General features: G+C 73.1%; 15 protein-coding genes. 10 read left to right on the forward strand and 5 right to left on the reverse strand.

The features are described from left to right. Window positions 1-199: 199 nt before the first annotated feature. Entirely contained in the window at window positions 200-1,021 is an 822-nt protein-coding gene (locus tag ABIA38_RS07705; protein ID WP_424637693.1) for a phosphatase, read from the reverse strand. Window positions 1,022-1,326: 305 nt separating this feature from the next. Here ABIA38_RS07705 and ABIA38_RS07710 point away from each other — a divergent pair, with 305 nt between their 5' ends. The 3 genes from ABIA38_RS07710 (at window position 1,327) to lanL (ending at window position 4,470) form a co-directional block, all read left to right on the forward strand. Further along, window positions 1,327-1,491 carry an SflA family class IV lanthipeptide gene (locus tag ABIA38_RS07710; protein ID WP_424637694.1) on the forward strand — a complete coding sequence of 55 codons (165 nt, stop codon included), beginning with the start codon at window positions 1,327-1,329 and terminating at the stop codon, window positions 1,489-1,491. Window positions 1,492-1,534: 43 nt separating this feature from the next. Beyond that, window positions 1,535-1,705 (forward strand): SflA family class IV lanthipeptide, encoded by a 171-nt coding sequence (locus ABIA38_RS07715; RefSeq protein WP_424637695.1) that lies wholly within the window; start codon window positions 1,535-1,537, stop codon window positions 1,703-1,705. A 122-nt stretch (window positions 1,706-1,827) separates the two neighbouring features. Next, the gene (lanL, locus tag ABIA38_RS07720; protein ID WP_424637696.1) at window positions 1,828-4,470 is read left to right on the forward strand and encodes a class IV lanthionine synthetase LanL; all 2,643 of its coding nucleotides are present in this window, start codon (window positions 1,828-1,830) and stop codon (window positions 4,468-4,470) included. Between the two features lie 4 nt (window positions 4,471-4,474). On the opposite strand, the gene ABIA38_RS07725 is transcribed toward lanL, so the two are convergent. Next, on the reverse strand, window positions 4,475-5,629 hold the full coding sequence (locus ABIA38_RS07725; protein ID WP_424637697.1) for a carboxylate-amine ligase: 1,155 nt from the start codon (window positions 5,627-5,629) through the stop codon (window positions 4,475-4,477). A 248-nt stretch (window positions 5,630-5,877) separates the two neighbouring features. Between ABIA38_RS07725 and argF the strand changes: the two genes are divergently transcribed. Next, window positions 5,878-6,879 (forward strand): ornithine carbamoyltransferase, encoded by a 1,002-nt coding sequence (argF, locus tag ABIA38_RS07730; RefSeq protein ID WP_424637698.1) that lies wholly within the window; start codon window positions 5,878-5,880, stop codon window positions 6,877-6,879. On the opposite strand, the gene ABIA38_RS07735 is transcribed toward argF, so the two are convergent. Then, a complete protein-coding gene (locus ABIA38_RS07735; protein WP_424637699.1) occupies window positions 6,860-7,345 on the reverse strand; it encodes a hypothetical protein in 486 nt (161 codons plus the stop codon). The genes argF and ABIA38_RS07735 overlap by 20 nt on opposite strands. 252 nt (window positions 7,346-7,597) lie before the next feature. On the opposite strand from ABIA38_RS07735, the gene ABIA38_RS07740 reads away from it, so the two are divergent. Beyond that, window positions 7,598-9,214: a translation initiation factor 2 gene (locus tag ABIA38_RS07740; protein WP_424637700.1), complete on the forward strand. Its 1,617-nt coding sequence runs from the start codon at window positions 7,598-7,600 to the stop codon at window positions 9,212-9,214. On the opposite strand, the gene zapE is transcribed toward ABIA38_RS07740, so the two are convergent. After that, a complete protein-coding gene (gene zapE, locus ABIA38_RS07745) occupies window positions 9,211-10,263 on the reverse strand; it encodes a cell division protein ZapE (protein WP_424637701.1) in 1,053 nt (350 codons plus the stop codon). The genes ABIA38_RS07740 and zapE overlap by 4 nt on opposite strands. 118 nt (window positions 10,264-10,381) lie before the next feature. Next, window positions 10,382-12,340, reverse strand: a complete 1,959-nt coding sequence (locus tag ABIA38_RS07750) for a tetratricopeptide repeat protein (RefSeq protein ID WP_424637702.1) — start codon at window positions 12,338-12,340, stop codon at window positions 10,382-10,384. Between the two features lie 337 nt (window positions 12,341-12,677). Between ABIA38_RS07750 and ABIA38_RS07755 the strand changes: the two genes are divergently transcribed. From ABIA38_RS07755 to ABIA38_RS07775, 5 genes are all read left to right on the forward strand, one after another. Further along, a complete protein-coding gene (locus ABIA38_RS07755) occupies window positions 12,678-12,785 on the forward strand; it encodes a putative leader peptide (protein WP_424637703.1) in 108 nt (35 codons plus the stop codon). A 394-nt stretch (window positions 12,786-13,179) separates the two neighbouring features. Beyond that, the gene (locus tag ABIA38_RS07760) at window positions 13,180-14,436 is read left to right on the forward strand and encodes an LLM class flavin-dependent oxidoreductase (protein ID WP_424637704.1); all 1,257 of its coding nucleotides are present in this window, start codon (window positions 13,180-13,182) and stop codon (window positions 14,434-14,436) included. A 61-nt stretch (window positions 14,437-14,497) separates the two neighbouring features. Then, window positions 14,498-16,081 (forward strand): ABC transporter substrate-binding protein, encoded by a 1,584-nt coding sequence (locus tag ABIA38_RS07765; protein ID WP_424637705.1) that lies wholly within the window; start codon window positions 14,498-14,500, stop codon window positions 16,079-16,081. Then, a complete protein-coding gene (locus ABIA38_RS07770) occupies window positions 16,078-17,127 on the forward strand; it encodes an ABC transporter permease (protein WP_424637706.1) in 1,050 nt (349 codons plus the stop codon). Before ABIA38_RS07765 ends, ABIA38_RS07770 begins: the two co-directional genes overlap by 4 nt. Next, entirely contained in the window at window positions 17,124-17,987 is an 864-nt protein-coding gene (locus tag ABIA38_RS07775; protein ID WP_424637707.1) for an ABC transporter permease, read from the forward strand. Before ABIA38_RS07770 ends, ABIA38_RS07775 begins: the two co-directional genes overlap by 4 nt. The last annotated feature ends 2 nt before the right edge of the window (window positions 17,988-17,989 follow it).

The following is a 17,989-nucleotide window of genomic DNA, read 5'->3' on the forward strand; positions in this document are numbered from 1 at the left end:
CGCTAGGGAGTAGCCGGGTTCGTCCGGAAGACGCCCGGAAGTGAAGTTCGCGCAAAGGAAAGCGGGGAAACCGGTCACCGGAACGTCGACAGGATGTCGTCGAAACGTCGAGTGCCGGGCGCGGCACCGGGGCGTGTCACCGGAGGCGGCCGAGCCGGGGTCCGGGTGACCCCGACTCGGCTCCCGGTGTCGCGCCCGGTCAGCGAGAGCGCGGGGTGAGCCCGGCGGTCGCCAGCAGGTACGCCGTCATCGGGGCATAGTCCCGCGCGTCCTCGATGTGGTCGTCCAGGGGGACGGTCACCGTGATCGTGCCCTCCGCCTCGCCGAGGAACAGGGCCGGGTCGTTGCAGTCGGCGAACGCGGCGGTGGGGATGCCGTGTTGGCCGGCGCGCCCGGCCCAGCCGTGGTCGGCGACGACCAGATCCGGCCACGCCTGTCCGCTCTCCTTGAGCGCGTCCAGGATCGCCGACATCGGCTGCGGGGCGTGGGTGTGCCACAACGTGGCCCCGCTCTCCAGGACCGCCACCCCGCCGAACTGGCGGACCTGGCCCTTCGTGTCGTCGTCCCCCTCGGTGACCCGCAATCCCCGGGGGATGTCCACGATCTCGGCGCCGGCCGCCCGCAGCGCCTCGGCGATCGCGCGGTGCACGTCGAGCAGGCCGCCGGGGTGTCCGGTCGCGACCAGGACCCGCGACCGCCGGGCGGCGGCGTCGCGCAGCAACGCGGCCATCCGGTCCAGGCCGTCCAGGGTGCGCATCGGGTCGATGGTGTCCTGCCCGGCCCGGTGCGCGGGGTCGGCCTCCACGCCCGCCCGCTCGGCCAGCACCGCGAGCACGTCCTCCGCGCTCTTCCAGCGATCCCCGAGGTCCAGGCCCAGCCAGTAGCGCCGGTTCCCCTCGACCAGTTCGGTGTAGTGACGGAGATTGACCTCCCGGGGCGTGGCGACGAGACCGGCGATCCGGGTCGTCACCAGGTGCCGGAGCAACTCGCCGCGGGACGGTGGGGTGTTCGGCGTCGTCATGCGCCCATTGTGCGCACACGGCAACCGCCCGGTGGTCGCCGACCCCCTTCCCGCCGGCCGATTCCGGCCTGCGACGCCAAGAGTTCACGAGCGCGAAATCGCGCCACAAGTCGGCCGATTCGTTACGTTCTCCTTTGGTCGCGCAGCATGGAGACTAATGGTCGCCGGTACGCCGGCCCATCTGCCCCGGCCGTACCAGCGGCCGGGGTGTGGCGCGGTGACCGGAACAACCGGCCGGCTCTACGGCTGTGTGACGAGGCAAGGTTCGTGTACTGATCTGCCCGCCCTTTGCAGGAAGGATCGATATGAGCCCCGTACAGGTGGAAATCCGCGACGCCGGTCCGCTGGACGTCGAGGTCGAAGAGGAATTCGTGATCTTCGAGGACGAGACGGACCCGGAACGCCGCATCGAGGCGTGTCTGCCCGAGCCGTGGCCCACCGCCACCACCCGCGTCGGGTGTGACCGGTAGGCGTTTGCCGCTTCGCCCGCCCATTTCACCAGGAAGGATCGATATGAGCCCCGTGACGACCGAGATCCGCGACGCCGGTCCGCTCGACGTCGAGGTCGAAGAGGAAATCGTGATCTTCGAGGACGAGACGGACCCGGAACGCCGCATCGAGGCGTGTCTGCCCCGGCCGTGGCCCACCGCCACCACCCGCGTCGGGTGTCACTGGCAGGTCTGATCCGGATCGTCCCGGCGATCCGGCCGGGCCCGATCCACCGTTCCGCCCCCGAGCAAGACCACCCGCCCGGGGGCGGCGGCGGTGCGCGGCGCCCCCGGATCCAGAACGGCAGGAGAACGCGAGTGGACAAGCTGCGGTCGATCCCGCCGGGATCCGCGCAGGACCTGCGCCGACGACTGGACACACTGGTGGCCGGCCACGACCGCCGGCACAGTGCGGACGCCGTCTGGCTGCACCTGTTCGACCCGCGCATGCCGATGCTCGACCACGGCTGGAAGTTGCACATCTCGGCCCGCCCCGAGGACTTCCCCGAAACCCTCGAACTCGTGGTCCCGGTACTGCTGCGCTACCCGTGTCTGGCCAAGTTCGCGGTCAGCACCGCCGTACTGGAGGAACTCAACGCCGGGATCCACGATCCCGCCCTGGTCGGCAAGGCGGCCACCGTCTATCCGCGCGAGCAGGACGTGGCCGCGCTCGGCCGCGAACTCGCCGAGGTATTGGCCGGGCGCGGCGGACCGCGCGTGCTCAGCGACCGCCGGGTGCGCCCCGACGCGCCGGTCTACTACCGCTACGGCCCGTTCCGGGTCACCGGGCCGAACGACTCCGGGTTCGTGCTGACCGGGCCCGACGGGCAACGCTTCGCCGGCCGGGCGGGCCTGCGCTACCGCCAACCCCCGTGGGCCACCGACCCGTTCGGCGCGCCGGCCCCCGTGGCGGGCCGCACCGCGCGGTTGATCGGCGGCCGCTACCGGCTCACCTCCGGCATCGCCCGCTCGCCGCACGGGGACGTCTACCGCGCACTCGACGCCGCCACCGGGGACCGCGTGGTGGTCAAACAGGCCCGGGCGTACGCCGGCGAGGACGGCCTCGGGGTGGACGCGCGCGGCCGACTGCGACACGAACGCGCGGTGCTGGCCGCGCTGGCCGGCCTCGACGGGGTGCCCCGGGTGGTCGACCATCTGCGGCACGGCGAGGACGAGTTCCTGGTCACCACGGACTGCGGCCCCAGGGATCTGCGCCGCGACGTACTGGCCCACGGCCCCTACCCCGGCGACGCGCGCGCCGGCCGGCGAATCTCCACGCTGGCCCGACAGTTGCTCGCGGTGCTCGACGCGGTACACGCACGCGGCGTCGTGGTGTGCGACCTGAAACCGGGCAACGTGGTCCTGGACGCCGACGGCACCTGCCGGCTGGTCGACTTCGGGATCAGCGCACTCGACACCCACCGCCCGGCGGGCGGGACCCCCGGCTACACCCTCGCCCCCGATCGCAGCGGCGGCCCGGCCCGGCCCGCCGACGACCTGTACGCGCTCGGCGCCACCCTGCACTACGCGCTCACCGGCCTGGACCCGGTGCTGGTCGACTCCGACCCGGCGGTCAACCGGGACCGCACCCTCGCCTGCCTGGCCGCCGCGCTGCCCGGGGTCGCCCACCGCCCGGTCCGCGCCCTGGTCGCCGGGCTGCTCAACCTCGACCCCGCCGAACGCACCGCCTACGCCCGCCGGTTGCGCGCCGGCCTGCCCGCCCCATCGCCCGGTCGCCGGCTGCCCGCACCACCTCGGATCACCAGCACCGTGCTGGACGACGTGATCGCACACACCGTCACCTCCTGCGTCCGCGGCGCCGGCGCACTACCCGCCGAGTCGACCGCCCGCCCCGGGGCCGGCCTCACCCTCTACGCCGGCGCCGCCGGCATCGGCCTGGAACTGCTGCGGCACACCGACCGCCCCGGCGTCGCACCGGCGGTCGCCGAACTGGCCAGGCGCACCGCCGCCCATCCCGAACTCGCCGAACTCTCCGCCGCGTTGTACACCGGTCGGACCGGCGTCGAACTGTTCCTGGGCCCGGCCGCCGCACTGCCCGGCGGCCTCCCGGAGCCGGCCGCCGCACCCGCCCCGATCCCCTACGACGACACCGGCGACCAGATCGGCGGCGCCGCCGGCACCGGCACCGGCCGGCTGCTGCTGGCCCGCCGGGCACACACGGCCGGGCACCCGGAGCAGGCCGCCGCACACCTGGCCGCCGCCGCGGACTGCGCGAAGACCCTCCTGGCCGCCGACCCGGCCGCGGTGCCCGAGGAGAGCGACCTGCCGCCGGTGTCCTCCCGCGCCGCCTACGTACACGGCTACGCGCACGGCCGGGCCGGCATCGTGCACTTCCTGCACGCCTACCACCGGGCCGACCCCGACGCGGATCCGGCCGTCGGCGCCGCCGCCCGCGCCGGACTCGCCGAACTCGCCGCCGTCACCCCGGACCTGCTGGCCTCGGCCGCACTGCCCGGCGCCGCCCGGCACTTCGGGTCCTGGTGTCGCGGGATGGCCGGGATCGGCACCGTGCTGATCGCGGCCGGCGCCGCCGAGCAGGACCGCGAACTGCTCGAACTCGGGCTGCGCTGCGCCCGGTTGTGCCATTCGCTGGCCCCCCGGATGAGCCTGGTCTCGCAGTGTTGCGGGCTGTCCGGCGTCGGCGAACTGCTCGTCGACGCCGCCCTCGCGACCGGCGACGACGAACTGTGGCGGGCCGCCGAGGACGTGGTGGCGCTGATCCTGGCCCGCAGCGGCGGCACCACGCGCCGCCCGTTGTTCCCCGACAACACGCTCACCGGCGCCGACCTGGCGTGGGCGACCGGCGGCGCGGGTGTCCTGTCCTTCCTCCGCCGACTGCGCGACCGAGCCGGCGCCCGCCTGCTCGCCCCACCGCTCGAACCGGCGCCGTCGAGTGGCACACCGGCCGGGGGCGGGCCGGGGCCCGGGCATGCTCGCTGACGGGTCAGCGGCTGCGGGCCGCTGCCGGTGTGGCGTGCGTCGGCGGCTTGCTGCCGGTGGTGTGGTCGGCCAGGTGGTCGACCACGTCACGCAGGTCGGCCCGGCGGGCGAACGCGGCGCGCTGCCGCTCGGCGCCGCCGCCACGGCCGGCACGGTCGCGCAACACCCGGATCACCAGGGATAGTTCGCCGTACTCGACCAGCACCGGCCGGACGTACGCGACCAGTTGCCGAACCAGGTCGGTCATCGGCACGAGTCGATGGTCGCGAACGTCGAGGCCGCGACCGGACCAGCCGTCCCGGGCGGCCCGCCAGTAGGCCGCGCGCAACAGCGCATCGCTCAGCAGCGGCCCCGGATCGCCGCGCCGCACCCGCTCCAGGGCCCGCACCACCAGGGCCCGGACCAGGATCGCGAACACCGCCGTCTCCTCGACATCCGCGCCGACGTCCATCGCCCTGATCTCCACGGTGGGCAGATGCGCGCACGGTCGCACGTCCCAGAACAACGTGCGCGCCCCGAGCGTGGCGCCGGCCTCCCCCAGCACCTCGGCCAGGCGGTCGTAGTGGTCCTCCGACGAGAAATACGGCGGCGGCCCGGCGACCGGCCACCGACTGCCGGCGAGGGTACGCCAACTGGCGTAGCCACTGTCCCGTTCGGCCCAGTACGGCGAGTTCGCGGCCATCGCCACCAAAATCGGCAACCAGGGCCGCAGATGATTGCTGACCAACACCGCCTCGGCCCGCACCGGCACGTGCACGTGGGTGTGCATCGCGCACACCGCGTACGAGTCGTTCAGTGCTCGGAACTCCTCCAGCCCGTCCAGGTAACGCGGATCGTCCCGGATCGGCACCGGCTCGCGCGCGCCCACGATCGGCGTCCCCGAGGCCACGATCCGCAGCCCCTCGGCGCCGGCCGCCGCGGCGGTGACCGCGCGCATCCGGGTCAGCTGCCCGATCAGCTCGGCCGCGGTGGTGCACGGTCGGGTCTTGGCCTCGATCTGATACTCGGTCAGCTCGCCGGAGATCAGTTCCCCCGACACCGCTCGGGCCCGAGCCAGCACTCGGGTGCCGCCCTCGGCGACCGCTCCGGTGTCCGCGTGGACCAGGAAGTACTCCTCTTCCACGCCCAGCGTCGGCATCCGGTCGTCGGTGCTCACCATCGTGTCCCATCCTCGGTGTCCCGCCGACAACGCCGCCGGTCTCGGGTTCCCCCGCGCCACCCCACCCGCCCCGAACCAGCATCGAGGGGCCACGACCGGGTCGCCACAAGGGTTCACCCATCCGCGTTGTCCCACATGCCCCGATCCGCGCCGCCCGGCAGGCTGGGCCCACCGCCCCGACACCGTTCCCGGTGTCGGCACGCGTGGCCGCCGGCAGCCGGCCGCCGCCGGACCACCGAAGGATCCCGATGACGGACACGACCACGACCGCCGACCCGACGCGGGCGACGGCCGGCGCCGCTCCCGCCGCCCACGGCCGAATGCCCGACAACCTGCTGCGGGTCGCCGACCTCGACCCGACCGCACTGGCCCTGATGCTGGAGTTGTCCGCCGCGATGAAGGCCGAGCCACTGGGCTGGCGGGCCGGCCTGGCAGGCGGCGCGATCGGCTGCATCTTCGAAAAGCCGTCCACCCGCACTCGGGTCTCGCTCGCCGTTGCCGCACACCGGCTCGGCATGACCGCCGTATCGCTGACCCGCGAGGACATGCAGCTCGGCCACGGGGAGACCTGGGCCGACACCGCCCGGGTGCTCTCCTCCTACCTGGACGCGATCACGGTGCGCACGTTCGAGCACCGCACGGTCGAGCAACTGGCCGAGGTGGCCGCCGTACCGGTGATCAACGCACTGTCCAACGACCACCACCCGTGCCAGTCGCTGGCCGATCTGCTCACCCTCACCGAGCACTTCGGCGCGCTGCCGGGGCTGACCGCGGCGTTCATCGGCGACGCGCGCGGCAACACCTGCAACTCGTTCCTGGAGGCGTGCGCGGCCACCGGGATGCACCTGGTGGTGGCCAGTCCGGCCAGCTACGACCCGGACCCGGAGTTGCTCGCCTCGGCCCGGCGCACGGTGGCGACCACGGGCGGCTCGGTCACCACTACCACGGAGCCCGCCGACGCGGTGCGCGACGCGCAGGTGGTGTACGCCGAGGTATGGGTCCCCATGGACAAGCCGCACGAGGCCCACGAACGCGCCGAACGTTTCGCCCGCCATCGGGTCGACCACGAACTGCTCGCACACGCGCGCCCGGACACCGTCGTCCTGCACTGCCTGCCGGCGATGCGCGGCCAGGAGATCACCTCGGACGTGCTGGACGGCCCGAACTCGCTGGTCTGGCAACAGGCGGCCAACCGACTGCCCACCGCCCAGGCGGTGTTGCACACGCTGATCACGGAGCGGCGCGGCTAGCCAACGCGATCCGGGCGGCGGCGATCAGGTCCTGGCGGGCCCGTTCCAGATCGTCGGGCGAGGCGCTGCGGCGCACCGTGTCGACGAGTGTGCCCGCCGCCCGGGTCACCTCGGCCGGGCCCTCCAACTGCACTGCGGTGAGCGCCCGTTGCAGGGCGGGGAGGTCCTGTGGGCTGCCCGCGCCGGTGCGCTGCCCGACGCTGACGCTGTCCGCCGCCTCCAGAAGGCGCAGATAGGTCTGCCGACGCAGGTCCAGCAGTCGTTCGACCCGCTGCTCGTCCAGCGCGGTCCGTTGTTCGGCCAGCGTGCTGCGCACGGTGTCCAGGAGCGCGTCCGCCTGTCGGTCGCCCGCGTGTCGTGCCGCGTCCGCCTGGCGAAGTCCGGCGGCGCGCGTGAACCAGCCGGTGATCAGGCCGCCGGCCAGCGCCGAACCGGCGGCGATCAGCGCGATTCCCAGCTCACCCATGGGCCACATTCTGCTCGGCCGTCCCGGTGGGCGCAGCCGGTTGCGAAGAATGATCCCGGGCCGGCAGCCGCGCGGGTACGATCGGCGTTCGACGCCGCCGGCGCCGAACCGGCCGCCCGAACCTTCCGGCGATACCCCACGGAGACCGCCCTGCACTGGTATGAAGAATCCGCCGACGGGCGACGGGCGACGGGCGACGGGCGACGGGCGACGGGCGACGGGCGACGGGCGACGGGCGACGGGCGACGGGCGGTGTTGCTGGCGGCTCGGTCGGCGACCGCGTTGCATCGGCTGCTGGATGTGCTGCCGGTCTTCGAGGGCGACGACCGGATCACTCGGCTGTGCACCCTGGTACCGGGTTCGGAATTCGACCTCGAGGCCCTCGTCGCGATCGAGCGTCGGCAGGCCAGGACCATCCCGTGGGCCCGTGCCGTCGAGCGTTCGTACGACCTGATCCTGGCCGCCAGCCCCAAGGGTGAGCTGGACGAACTGCGCGGCCCCCGCGTTTTGCTGCCGCACGGTGCCGGATTCGGCAAGACCATCCCCGAGGAACGCGGCGCCGCCGACTCGGCGTCCGGCCTCGATCCGACCCATCTGCTGCGCGCCGGACGGCCGTTGGCCACGGTGCACGCCCTGGCCCATCCCAGCCAGGTGGCCCGGCTGGCCGCGCTCAGCCGGGTCGCCGCCGAACGCGCCGCGGTGGTCGGCGATCCCACCCTCGAACGTATTCTCGCCTCGGTCGGCCTCCGCGACCTCTACCGCGCGCACCTGCGCACCGGCGCCCGCACGCTGCTCGTGCTCACCTCCACGTGGGGTCCCGAATCGCTGTTCCACCGCCACCCCCACCTGCCCGCCGAGCTGACCGCCCGACTCCCGCTCGACGCCTACCAGTTGGCCCTGGTCCTGCACCCCAACGAGCGCAGCCAGATCGGCGAATTCGACCTCGCCGAGCAACTCGCGCCCGCGCTCGACGCCGGGCTGATCCTGGCCGCGCCATACGAGGAGTGGGCCGCGCTGCTGGTCGCCGCCGACGTGGTGCTCACCGATCACGGCTCGACCGCGCTGTACGCGGCGGCCCTGGACCGGCCGGTACTCGCCGGCTACGACGGCGGTGCCGAGCTGATCCCGGGCAGCCCGATCGCCGAACTGCTCGCCGACAGCCCGCGCCTGGCCGACCCCGACCGCCTGGCCGAGCTGCTCGACGCGCATCGCCCGGGATCCGGCCGGGCACACGCGGCGGAGGCGTTCGCCGAGCAGGGACACGCACTGGAACGGCTGCGCGAGCAGGTATACGCGGTACTCGGCCTCGATCCCAGGCCCTACCCGGCCGCCGCGCGGGTGCTGCCGCCGCCCACCGCGTCGACCCGCACACCGGCCGCCTTCGCGGTGCGGGTCCGGGTCGACGGCGACGAGGTACGGGTCGAACGGCGACCCACCCGCAGCTCCCTACCCGCACATCACATCGCGGCCGAACACGGCGCGGCGAGCCGATCCCACCTGCAGAGCGCCGCGGTCCACTACGTCCGGACGACCCCGCCCGCACCGGCTCGGCTGGGCTGGACGCCCGCCGGCTGGACCGCCGAGGTACTGGCCGACTACCCGGGTTGCCGCACGGCCGCGGTAATCCTGTCCGACACACTGTGCGTGGCCCGCACGAAGTCCGGCGCGCTGGTCACGGTACGCATCGAGCCGGACCGAACCGGCGGCCGAATCGACCACCCGGACCCAGCTGCGATGCTCAGCGCCGTCCACGTCCGGTTGGCCGAACACCCGGCCCTACCAGCCGACTTCATCTGCGTACTCAACAACCGCCGGTTCCCCGTCCACCTGTCCGCCGCCGAACCGGCGGAACTGGAAAAGGAGTTCTAACCGCCCACCCGCTCCCGCAACAGTCCGAGGCGGCTGGCGGTGCGGACGAAGTCCGGCGGAACCTCCGCCCCCGGCGCCGGTTGGGCGGGACGGCCCGGGCCGATCAGGTACAGCACGATGTCGCGGTCGTAGGCCACGTCCACCACGTTGGCCAACCGTTGCCGTCCGTCGCGCGAGCAGTCGTCCCAGTCCGGGACACCGTCCAGCACCCACGTATCGAACCGGTCGGCCAGTGCCAGGTAGTCGGGTGTGGCCGTGGTCGCCTCGCACAGCCGCCGGTAGTCGAACCAGACCAGCGGCCCACGCACGGCCCGCGCGGTGAGCGTCCGCCGGTTGAGCACCAGCGCCGTCTCCTCGGCCGCCCCGGGCCGAACCAACCCGTGTGCGTGGAGCTGCGCGGCGTCGCCCGGAGACAGCAGCGCACCACCGGTGAAGCCGCCCGCCGAGCCGGTGTCCGGGTCCGCCCCCGTGCGGTAGTCGCGCGGCCCGGCGACGCCGACCACGTCCATCTTCTGCTCGATCAATCGGATCGCCGGCTCGAAGAGGTGGTGATGCAGCGGCGACGGAAGCAGCCCCGCGGGCGCATAGTTGGACGTCGCGACCAGCGTGATCCGTCGCCCGAACAACTCCCGCAACAGCCTGGTGACCAACATCGCGTCACCCGGATCGTGCACATGGAACTCGTCGAAGCACAACACCGCCGCGTCGCCCACCAGTTCGGCCATCGCCGGGTCGATCGTGTGCGCGTCCTCGCGATGCCGGAAGACCGCCTCCTGAAGATCCCGGAAGAACTCGTGGAAGTGCACCCGCCGCTTCGCCTCGGTGGGCAGCGCCGCGTAGAACGTGTCCATCAGCCAGCTCTTCCCACGCCCGACCGGCCCCCACAGGTACACACCGCGTGGGGCGTGACGCAACAGCCGCCGACGCCCGACGCCCACCTCGCCGGCCAGCACGCTCAGCCGATCGGCCGCCGAAGTCTGATCCGCGTCGAGCCGAAACCCGAGACCCTCCGCCACGGCATCGAACCGCCTGCGCACCCCATGATCCATTGCCCCGACGTTAGTACGCCCGACCTCCGCCGGAACACCCAAATCATGTGGAATCGACCACATCGGTCCGCAGCGGCCCGTCTCGGGTCGGGCGCCGGGCCGTAGCGCTCCCTCCCCCCTACTCCACCGCCCCACCCGCCGCGCGGATCGTGTGCGCCGCCTCCCGGTGTGCCCGGGCGCCTGCCTCGTCGCCCTCGGCCGTCGCCACCTCGGCGAGCGCGTCCAGGATGCGGGCCTCGTCGGCGTGGGCGCCGCGCTTTCGGGCGGCGGTCAGGGAGAAGTCGTAGAGCGGGCGGGCCTCGGTGTTGCGGCCCAGGGCGTGCAGGGCCTTGCCGAGGGCGAAGCCGGTGCGGGCGGTCATCCGGGCTCGGTTCTGGTCGATGGCCATGTCGCGGGCCTCTTCCAACAGCTCGGCCGCCTGTGCCGGGTCGCCGAGGGCGGCTACTGCCTCGCCGAGGCGGTAGGTGGTCAGCAGCACGCCGTACCGGTTGTCGATCGCCCGGTGCACCTCGCGCGATGCCTCGAAGTCGGCCGCCGCGCCCGCCCAGTCGCCGCGCGCCGAGTGCAGCATGCCGCGGAACTCGACGGCGGACGCGCCGAGTTTGCGGTCGTCGTCCGTCATGCTGCCGAGCGCCGCATGTGCGGTCAGCGCCTGCCCCAACTCCCGCTCCGCCGCCGCGAAGTCACCCTGCTCCCACAGCGGTCGGGCCAGCTGGCAGCGCATCCGGATCAGTGCACGGGGATGCCCGGCCCGCTGGGCCGCCGCCACTCCCTTACCGAACGCGTCGAGGACGTCCGCGTAGTGCCGGTGGTCGAGGAAGTGTGTCCACAGCGGCTCGCACAGCGCCCATGCCTCGGCGTCCAGGCCGGCCGCGTAGGCGATCCGCACGCAGGCGTAGAGCGCGTGTCGCTCCGCCTCCAGCCAACGTGCCGCTGCCGCCTTGTCCGCGAACTCCAGGTCCGGCGCGCCGGGTACGGGTGGGACCGGCTCGGCCAAGGTCAGTCGCGGGCCCGCCGCGACGGCGTCCGCCGACTGCGCCTGGCGCAGGTACCAGCGCACGATCCGCCGCCGCCCGTCGACACGTTCCGGTCCGCCGCCGTCCTGCCGGGCCCGGCGCCGCGCGTGCGCCCGCAACAGCTCGGACAGGCGCCGGTGTTCGCCTCTGACCTCGACCAGCCCGGCGGCATCCAGTTCCTCCAACGCCGCATAGCCCGCGTCCTCGCCCCGACCGAGCAGCGCGATCGCCGCCTGTGGCGTGAAGTCCCAGCCCGGGTCGTCGCCGAGCAGCCGGTAGAGCAGCGCGCCATCGGGGCCCAGTCCCCGGTAGGCCGCGTCCCACACCGCCTCCACCTCGGGCAGTCCCTTCTCGTGCAGTTCGGTGGTGAGGTCGGCCAACAGCCGGGACAGCGGGCGCAGTCGGTGTCGGCGCAACCAGCGGCCGGTCACGTGCAGCGCGGCGGGCAGGCCCGAGCACAGCCGGACCAGGCCTTCGGCGGCCTCGGGTTCGGCGGCGAGTCGGGGGTCGGCGACGAGCCGCTGCAGCAGGTCCCGCGCATGCCCGTCGTCCAGGGGACTCACCGTCAACTCGACCGCCGCGCCGGGTTCGAGGTCGTGCAGTGGCCCGTGGCTGACCACGATCACCACACTCGCCGCGGAAACCGGGAGCAGCGGCACGATCTCGGCGCCGTAGCGCGCGTTGTCGAGCACGACGACCAGGCGTCTGCCGTCCGTATGCGTCCAATATTGCCGGCAGCGGGCCTTGAACGAGTGTTCCAGGAACTCCGGCCGCACCCCGAGCGAGCGCAACAAGTCGCCGAGTGCGTCGGCGACTTCCACCACACCGTCCCGGCGCAGGTCGTCCAGGTCGAGATGGAGCACGTCGTCGTTCGGGTCCTGGCGCAGGGCGCGGGCGAGCCGAAAGGCCAGTTCCGTACGCCCGATCCCGGCCGGCCCGCTGAGTGCGACACACAGCGGTCGGGACTGCCCGGCCCACTCCGCGGCGGCTCGGAACACCCGGGCCTGCTCGGGTTCGCGATCCACGAAGTGTGCCGTCTCCGGCGGGATTTCGTATGCCATGGGAACCGACTCCGATGCGTCGTACCGGTCCGACCAGCCTGCCGACCCACCGACGGAGCCCTGGCCGCATCGACACCGTCCCCCGCACCCTCGCACACCCGACGACCCCGCGCGGGCAGATCGCGGTTGCTCCGCCGACCCCGCGTCGCGCCCGCGAAGCCGGTCCCTCTTACATTGTGGCAACCCATGATCGGCACACGGTGAGCGGATCGGCCTCGATATACCCACCCCTTCCCACATCGTGAGAATCTTTGAAGACTCGGGGTCCGGCATGCCATGCTCCTCCCCGACGCCTCCGGGAGCCGCCCGGCGCGTCGCCGACCGGAAGGAGAACGCCGTGATCGCCGTCGTGCGCCGCGTCTCCGTCCCGGTTCCCGAATTGGCCGCGCTCACCAGGCGCCGCTACATCGATCTGGCCCGCGTCGCCGGCTGCCGCTGTCGCTGATCGCCGGCCGTCCCGGCCCCGACGGTCCGTAGGACATGTCGTCAAGCCCTACGTCCGCCCGGCCGACCGCGTGAGGTCCCCCCGCGCCTGACCCGCGCGGCGCGCCACGCACCGTTCGACCGCCGCTCGAACGCGCCGCCCACCCCGCCCGCGCACCGATTCGCCGCCACGCGACCGGTGTTCGCGCCCGCCGAGCCGGCCGCCGGCACCCCCACCACCCCCTGCGCACGGCTCGCCCCGACCCGCACCGCGCGCTCCGCCGACAGGTCCGCATCCGCCCGCCACCGCCCGACCCGGGCAACGGGCCGATCCCGCCCGCCCGCGCACCCCACGCGCTCCGCGCATCACCGCGCATCACCACGCCCCACCGCGACGCTCCCGAGAGGTGACCCCCATGTCCGACCCGTCCGAGGCCCGTGAGCGGGTCCGTCTGCTGTGGTACCTGACCGCCCCCGACGGGCCGTATCCGTGGGAGGAAAGCGGTCGGTGGCGCACCGACTTCGACCACCTGCGGCAGTTGGCGGTGACCATCGACCGGCTCGGCTTCTACGGCGCGCTGCTCGGCACCGGGCGCGACGACGGCATGACGGTCGCCGCCGCGATGGCCGCGGAGACCCGGCGGATGCACTTCCTCACCGCCGTCTATCCGGGCCTGGTCTCCCCCGCCAAGCTGGCCCAGATGGCCCAGACCATCGACCGATACACCGCCGGCCGGCTGCTGTTCAATGTGGTCAACGGCAACGACCACACGCTCGCCCAGTACGGACTGCACCTCGAACACGACCGCCGCTACGACTTCAGCGCGGAGTACTGGGACGCCTTCCAGCGGGTCTACCTCGGCGACCCCAGCCCGTACGAGGGCCACGAGATCCGGTTGACCGAGCGCGAACTCGACGGCGAACCGCTGTCCCCCTGGCGGGAATCGCCGCGCGCCGGGGCCACCCCGCTGTGGGGCGCCGGGACGTCCCCGGCCGGGGTCCGCCACTCGGTGCAACTCCTGGACGTCTACCTGTCGTTCGCCGACACCCCGGCGCGTCTGGGGGAGAAGTTCGCCCGGGTCGGCGCCCAGGCCGCCGCCCTCGGCCGCACCCTGCGCTACGGCACCCGGCTCCAGGTGATCGTGCGCGAGACCGAGGAGGAGGCGTGGGCCTACGCGGACGAGCTGCTGCGCCGCACCACGCACCGCACGGCGGTCGCGCTGACCGAACGTCAGTTCCCGCCGGGCACCGACCACACCACGTTCGAGAGCGACGACCCGGCGATCCGCCGTCGGGTCGAGGCACTGCGCGCGGGCCGCCTGCCGCACGTCCGCGACCTGGAGATCCACCCCAATGTCTGGGCCGGGCCCTCGCTGTTCGGGTTCGACGTCGTACAACCGGCGGCCGGGATCCACCTGGTGGGCAGCGCGGCCAATGTCGCGGACCGGATCCGCGAGTACCGGGCGCACGGCGTCGAGTCGTTCATCCTGTCCGGCTATCCGCTGATCGGCGAGGCGCATCGGGTCGCCGACCTGCTGTTCCCGTTGCTCGACCTGGACCACGGGTTCGACGTACCCGACCTGGGCACCGGCCACCCCGCACCCGCATCCCGGCCGGCAGCAGCAGCAAAGGCAGCGTCGGAAACGACCGCGCCCGTCCCGGTGTCCGCGTGAGCGTCACCGCCCCGCCCCCGCCGTCGCCGCCTCGACCGGCCGCCCCAACCCTGGAGACACAGTGAGCCTTCCCACCCTGTCCCGTCGCCGCTTCCTGGGCGGCGCCGCCGTCGGCGCCGGCGTGCTCCTCGGCGGCGGACTGCTCGGCGCCTGCGCCGACGGCGGGACCGACCCGGCGCCCGCCGCCGGCCCGAACGACGGCCGGCCGGTACGCGGTGGGCGGTTGCGCCTGGGCATCATCGACGGCAGCCAGTCCGGCGACCTGGACGCACACAAGCCGGTCGGCATGGGCTCGATCATCCGGGGCTTCGCGCTCTACGCGAAGCCGTGGGAGTGGAACGCCGACATGCAGGCGACGTTGGCCCTGGCCGAGTCGGCCGAGTCCAACGCCGATGCCACCGCGTGGACCGTACGGCTGCGCCAGGGCCTGGAGTTCCACCACGGCAAGACCATCACCGCCGACGACCTGGTGTTCTCCGCCCGGCGGCTGACCGACCCCAAGCTCGCCTCGCCATTCGCCGGGCTGCTGCACGCGATCGACCCGGACCGGATCGAGAAGCTGGACGAGCGCACCGTGCGCTTCCGCTTCCGCGACGGTCAGGGCTTCGTGGCCTTCCCCGACACCTTCACCAACTTCGGCGGCCTGGTGCCCACCGACTACGACCCGCGCAACCCGGTGGGCGCCGGGCCGTACCGGCTCAAGCAGTTCGCCCCCGGGCAGCGCTCCCTGTTCACCCGGTTCGAGAACTACTTCAAGCCCGGTCGGCCGTACACCGACGAGTTGGAGATCATCGACTTCAAGGACGAGACCGCGCGGATCGCCGCGCTGCGGGCCGGGCAGCTCGATCTGGTCAACGACATCGGCGCGGACCAGTTCCGGCTGCTCCAGCACGATCCCAAGCTCAGGGTGCTGGTGTCGCAGACCAACGACTGGCAGTCCTTCGATCTGAACCTGGCCAAGGAGCCGTTTCGCGACGAGCGGGTCCGCCAGGCGTTCCGACTCCTGGTCAACCGACAGGAGTTGGTCGACCGGGCGCTGTCCGGTCAGGGCCGGATCGCCAACGACCTGTACGCGCCGCACGATCCGACCTTCGACACCTCGATCGCGCAGCGCCCGTACGACATCGAGCAGGCCCGCGCACTGCTGCGCCAAGCGGGCGTGGATCGGCTCACCGTGGACCTGGTCGCCGAGCCCGGGGGCAGCGCCGCGTCCGCCGCGCTGGTGTTCGCCAACCAGGCCAAGCAGGTCGGCGTCACGGTCAACGTCAAGAAGGTCGACTCGGCCACCTTCAACGGCCCCCAGCGGCTCGACTGGACGATGAGCACCGGCGGCCTGCTCACCGAGTCCTTCCTCTCCAGCGCGCTGCACCTGGACGCGCCCGCGTCGGCGGGCAACAAGACACACTTCGCCGACGACCGGTTCGCCGCACTGTTCGCCCAGGCCCAGTCCGAGCCCGACGTGGCCAAGCGCAGCCCGCTGGTGCACGAGATGCAGCAGATCCAGCACGCCAGGGGCGGGTTGATCATCTGGGGCTTCAACAACGCCCTGGACGCGGTCGCGCACACCGTGGGCGGTGCGGTCGCGGAGCGCACCCAATTCCCGACCTGGCGCTTCGACAGCCTGTTCGTCAAGGGGCGATCGTGAGCGCGCTCGCCCGGCCGCCGGGCTGGGTCGGCTGGTTGGCCCGACGGCTCGCCGGTGCCGTGGCGGCGATCCTGACGCTGTCCGCGATCGTCTTCGCCGCCACCCAGGCGCTCCCCTCCGACCCGGCCCGCACCGTGCTCGGCCCGGATGCCACCGAGGCGTCGATCGCCGAGCTGCGCCGGCAACTCGGGCTCGACCGGCCGCTGTTCGAGCAATACCTGAGCTGGCTGGGCGATCTGCTCGGCGGCGATCCGGGCACCTCGGTGGACTCCCGACTGCCGGTGGGCAAGCTGCTCGGCGAACGACTGGCCAACTCCCTCGCGCTGTTGACCTGCGTACTGGTCACCGCGTTGGCCGCGACCCTGCTGTTCGGGATCCTCGCGGCCGTACACCGCGATCGCCGACTCGACCGGGTGATCACCTCGGTCGCGGTCACCGTCCAGGCGGTGCCCGCGTTCGTGCTGGCCATCGCACTGGTGATGGTCTTCGCCACGTCCGTCTTCCACGTGCTGCCGGCGGCCTCCCTGATCGAGCCGGGACACTCGCCGTGGGCCCGGCCCGAATACCTGGTGCTGCCCACGATCGCCCTGGCCCTGTCCGTGACGCCGTATCTGCTGCGCCAGTTGCGCGGCGCGCTGATCGAGGCCCTGGACGCGGACCACGTGGTCGCCGCCCGGCTGCGCGGCGTCCCGGAGCACCGGCTGCTGCTGCGCCACGCGCTGCCCGGCGCACTGGTCCCGCTCGTCCAGGGCGTGGCCTTGACGCTGAGCGTGTTGTTCGGCGGCTCGCTGGTGGTCGAGGCGGCCTTCACCTATCCCGGCATCGGCAGCGCGCTGGATGCCGCCGTGGGTGTCCGGGACCTGCCGGTGGTGCAGGCGTGCGTGCTGCTGATCGCCACCGGCGTGGTCACCGTGAATCTGCTCGCGGACCTGCTCACCGTGCTGCTCACCCCCCGATTGCGCACCGCCTCCGGCTTCGGCGGCCGGGTCGCGGCGGCCGAGCCCGAGCCCGCGCCGGTCGTGCACCCCTCGGAGGTGGCGGCATGAGTACGACGCTGACCGAGTCGTCGCGGGCGACCCCGTGGCGGGCCGTGCTGCGCGACACCCAGGTGCGGGTCGGCCTGGTGGTCACGGGTGCGGTACTGCTGCTGGCCGTGGTCGGCCCGTGGACGGCGCCGCACGCCCCGGACGCGCTGACCGGACCCGCCTACGGCGATCCCGGCCCGGGGGCGCCGCTGGGCTACGACTACCTGGGCCACGACGTATGGTCCCGGGTGCTCGCGGGCGGGCGTTCGGTACTGACCATGACCATCGCCGCCGCCGGCCTGGCCCTGCTGTGCGGTACCGCGCTCGGCCTGCTCGCGGGCTACGCCCAGGGGGTGATCGATCGGGCCGTGCAGTGGTGCTGCGATGTGCTGTTGGCGTTCCCCAACGTGGTGTTGGTACTGCTGACCGTGTCGATGCTGGGCCGCGACCGTTGGTTGATCGTGCTCACCGTCGCGCTGACCCTGCTGCCCGGCACGGTCCGACTGGCCCGCGCGGTCACCGTGGGTGTCCTGCACCAGGAGTTCATCGAGGCGGCCCGGATGATGGGCTATCCGCGCCGGGTGGTGCTGGTCCGCGAGATCCTGCCGAACGCGACCGCGCCGCTCCTGGTGCACTTCGGCTCGATGCTCACGTGGGCGGTCGAACTCCTGGCCGGATTGGCCTTCCTGGGCTACGGCGTCACCGCGCCCACCGCCGACTGGGGCCTGATGATCAACGAGAACCGCAGCGGCCTGCAACTCCAGCCCTGGGGCGTACTGGTGCCGGTGCTGCTGATCGCGGTCTTCGCACTCGGGACGAACGCACTGGCCCAGGGCGCCGCTCGGGCCGGCGCGCGGGTGGAACGTGAGCAATCCGGATGAGC

Source organism: Embleya sp. AB8, assembly GCF_049739465.1.
Classification (GTDB): Bacteria; Actinomycetota; Actinomycetes; order Streptomycetales; family Streptomycetaceae; genus Embleya.

Bases quoted from the DNA above. Each gene is read 5' to 3' on its own strand.
- ABIA38_RS07705 (WP_424637693.1), bottom strand. From the start codon at position 1,021: ATGACGACGCCGAACACCCCACCGTCCCGCGGCGAGTTGCTCCGGCAC.
- ABIA38_RS07710 (WP_424637694.1), top strand. From the start codon at position 1,327: ATGAGCCCCGTACAGGTGGAAATCCGCGACGCCGGTCCGCTGGACGTC.
- ABIA38_RS07715 (WP_424637695.1), top strand. From the start codon at position 1,535: ATGAGCCCCGTGACGACCGAGATCCGCGACGCCGGTCCGCTCGACGTC.
- ABIA38_RS07725 (WP_424637697.1), bottom strand. From the start codon at position 5,629: ATGGTGAGCACCGACGACCGGATGCCGACGCTGGGCGTGGAAGAGGAG.
- argF (WP_424637698.1), top strand. From the start codon at position 5,878: ATGACGGACACGACCACGACCGCCGACCCGACGCGGGCGACGGCCGGC.
- ABIA38_RS07735 (WP_424637699.1), bottom strand. From the start codon at position 7,345: ATGGGTGAGCTGGGAATCGCGCTGATCGCCGCCGGTTCGGCGCTGGCC.
- zapE (WP_424637701.1), bottom strand. From the start codon at position 10,263: ATGGATCATGGGGTGCGCAGGCGGTTCGATGCCGTGGCGGAGGGTCTC.
- ABIA38_RS07750 (WP_424637702.1), bottom strand. From the start codon at position 12,340: ATGGCATACGAAATCCCGCCGGAGACGGCACACTTCGTGGATCGCGAA.
- ABIA38_RS07760 (WP_424637704.1), top strand. From the start codon at position 13,180: ATGTCCGACCCGTCCGAGGCCCGTGAGCGGGTCCGTCTGCTGTGGTAC.
- ABIA38_RS07775 (WP_424637707.1), top strand. From the start codon at position 17,124: ATGAGTACGACGCTGACCGAGTCGTCGCGGGCGACCCCGTGGCGGGCC.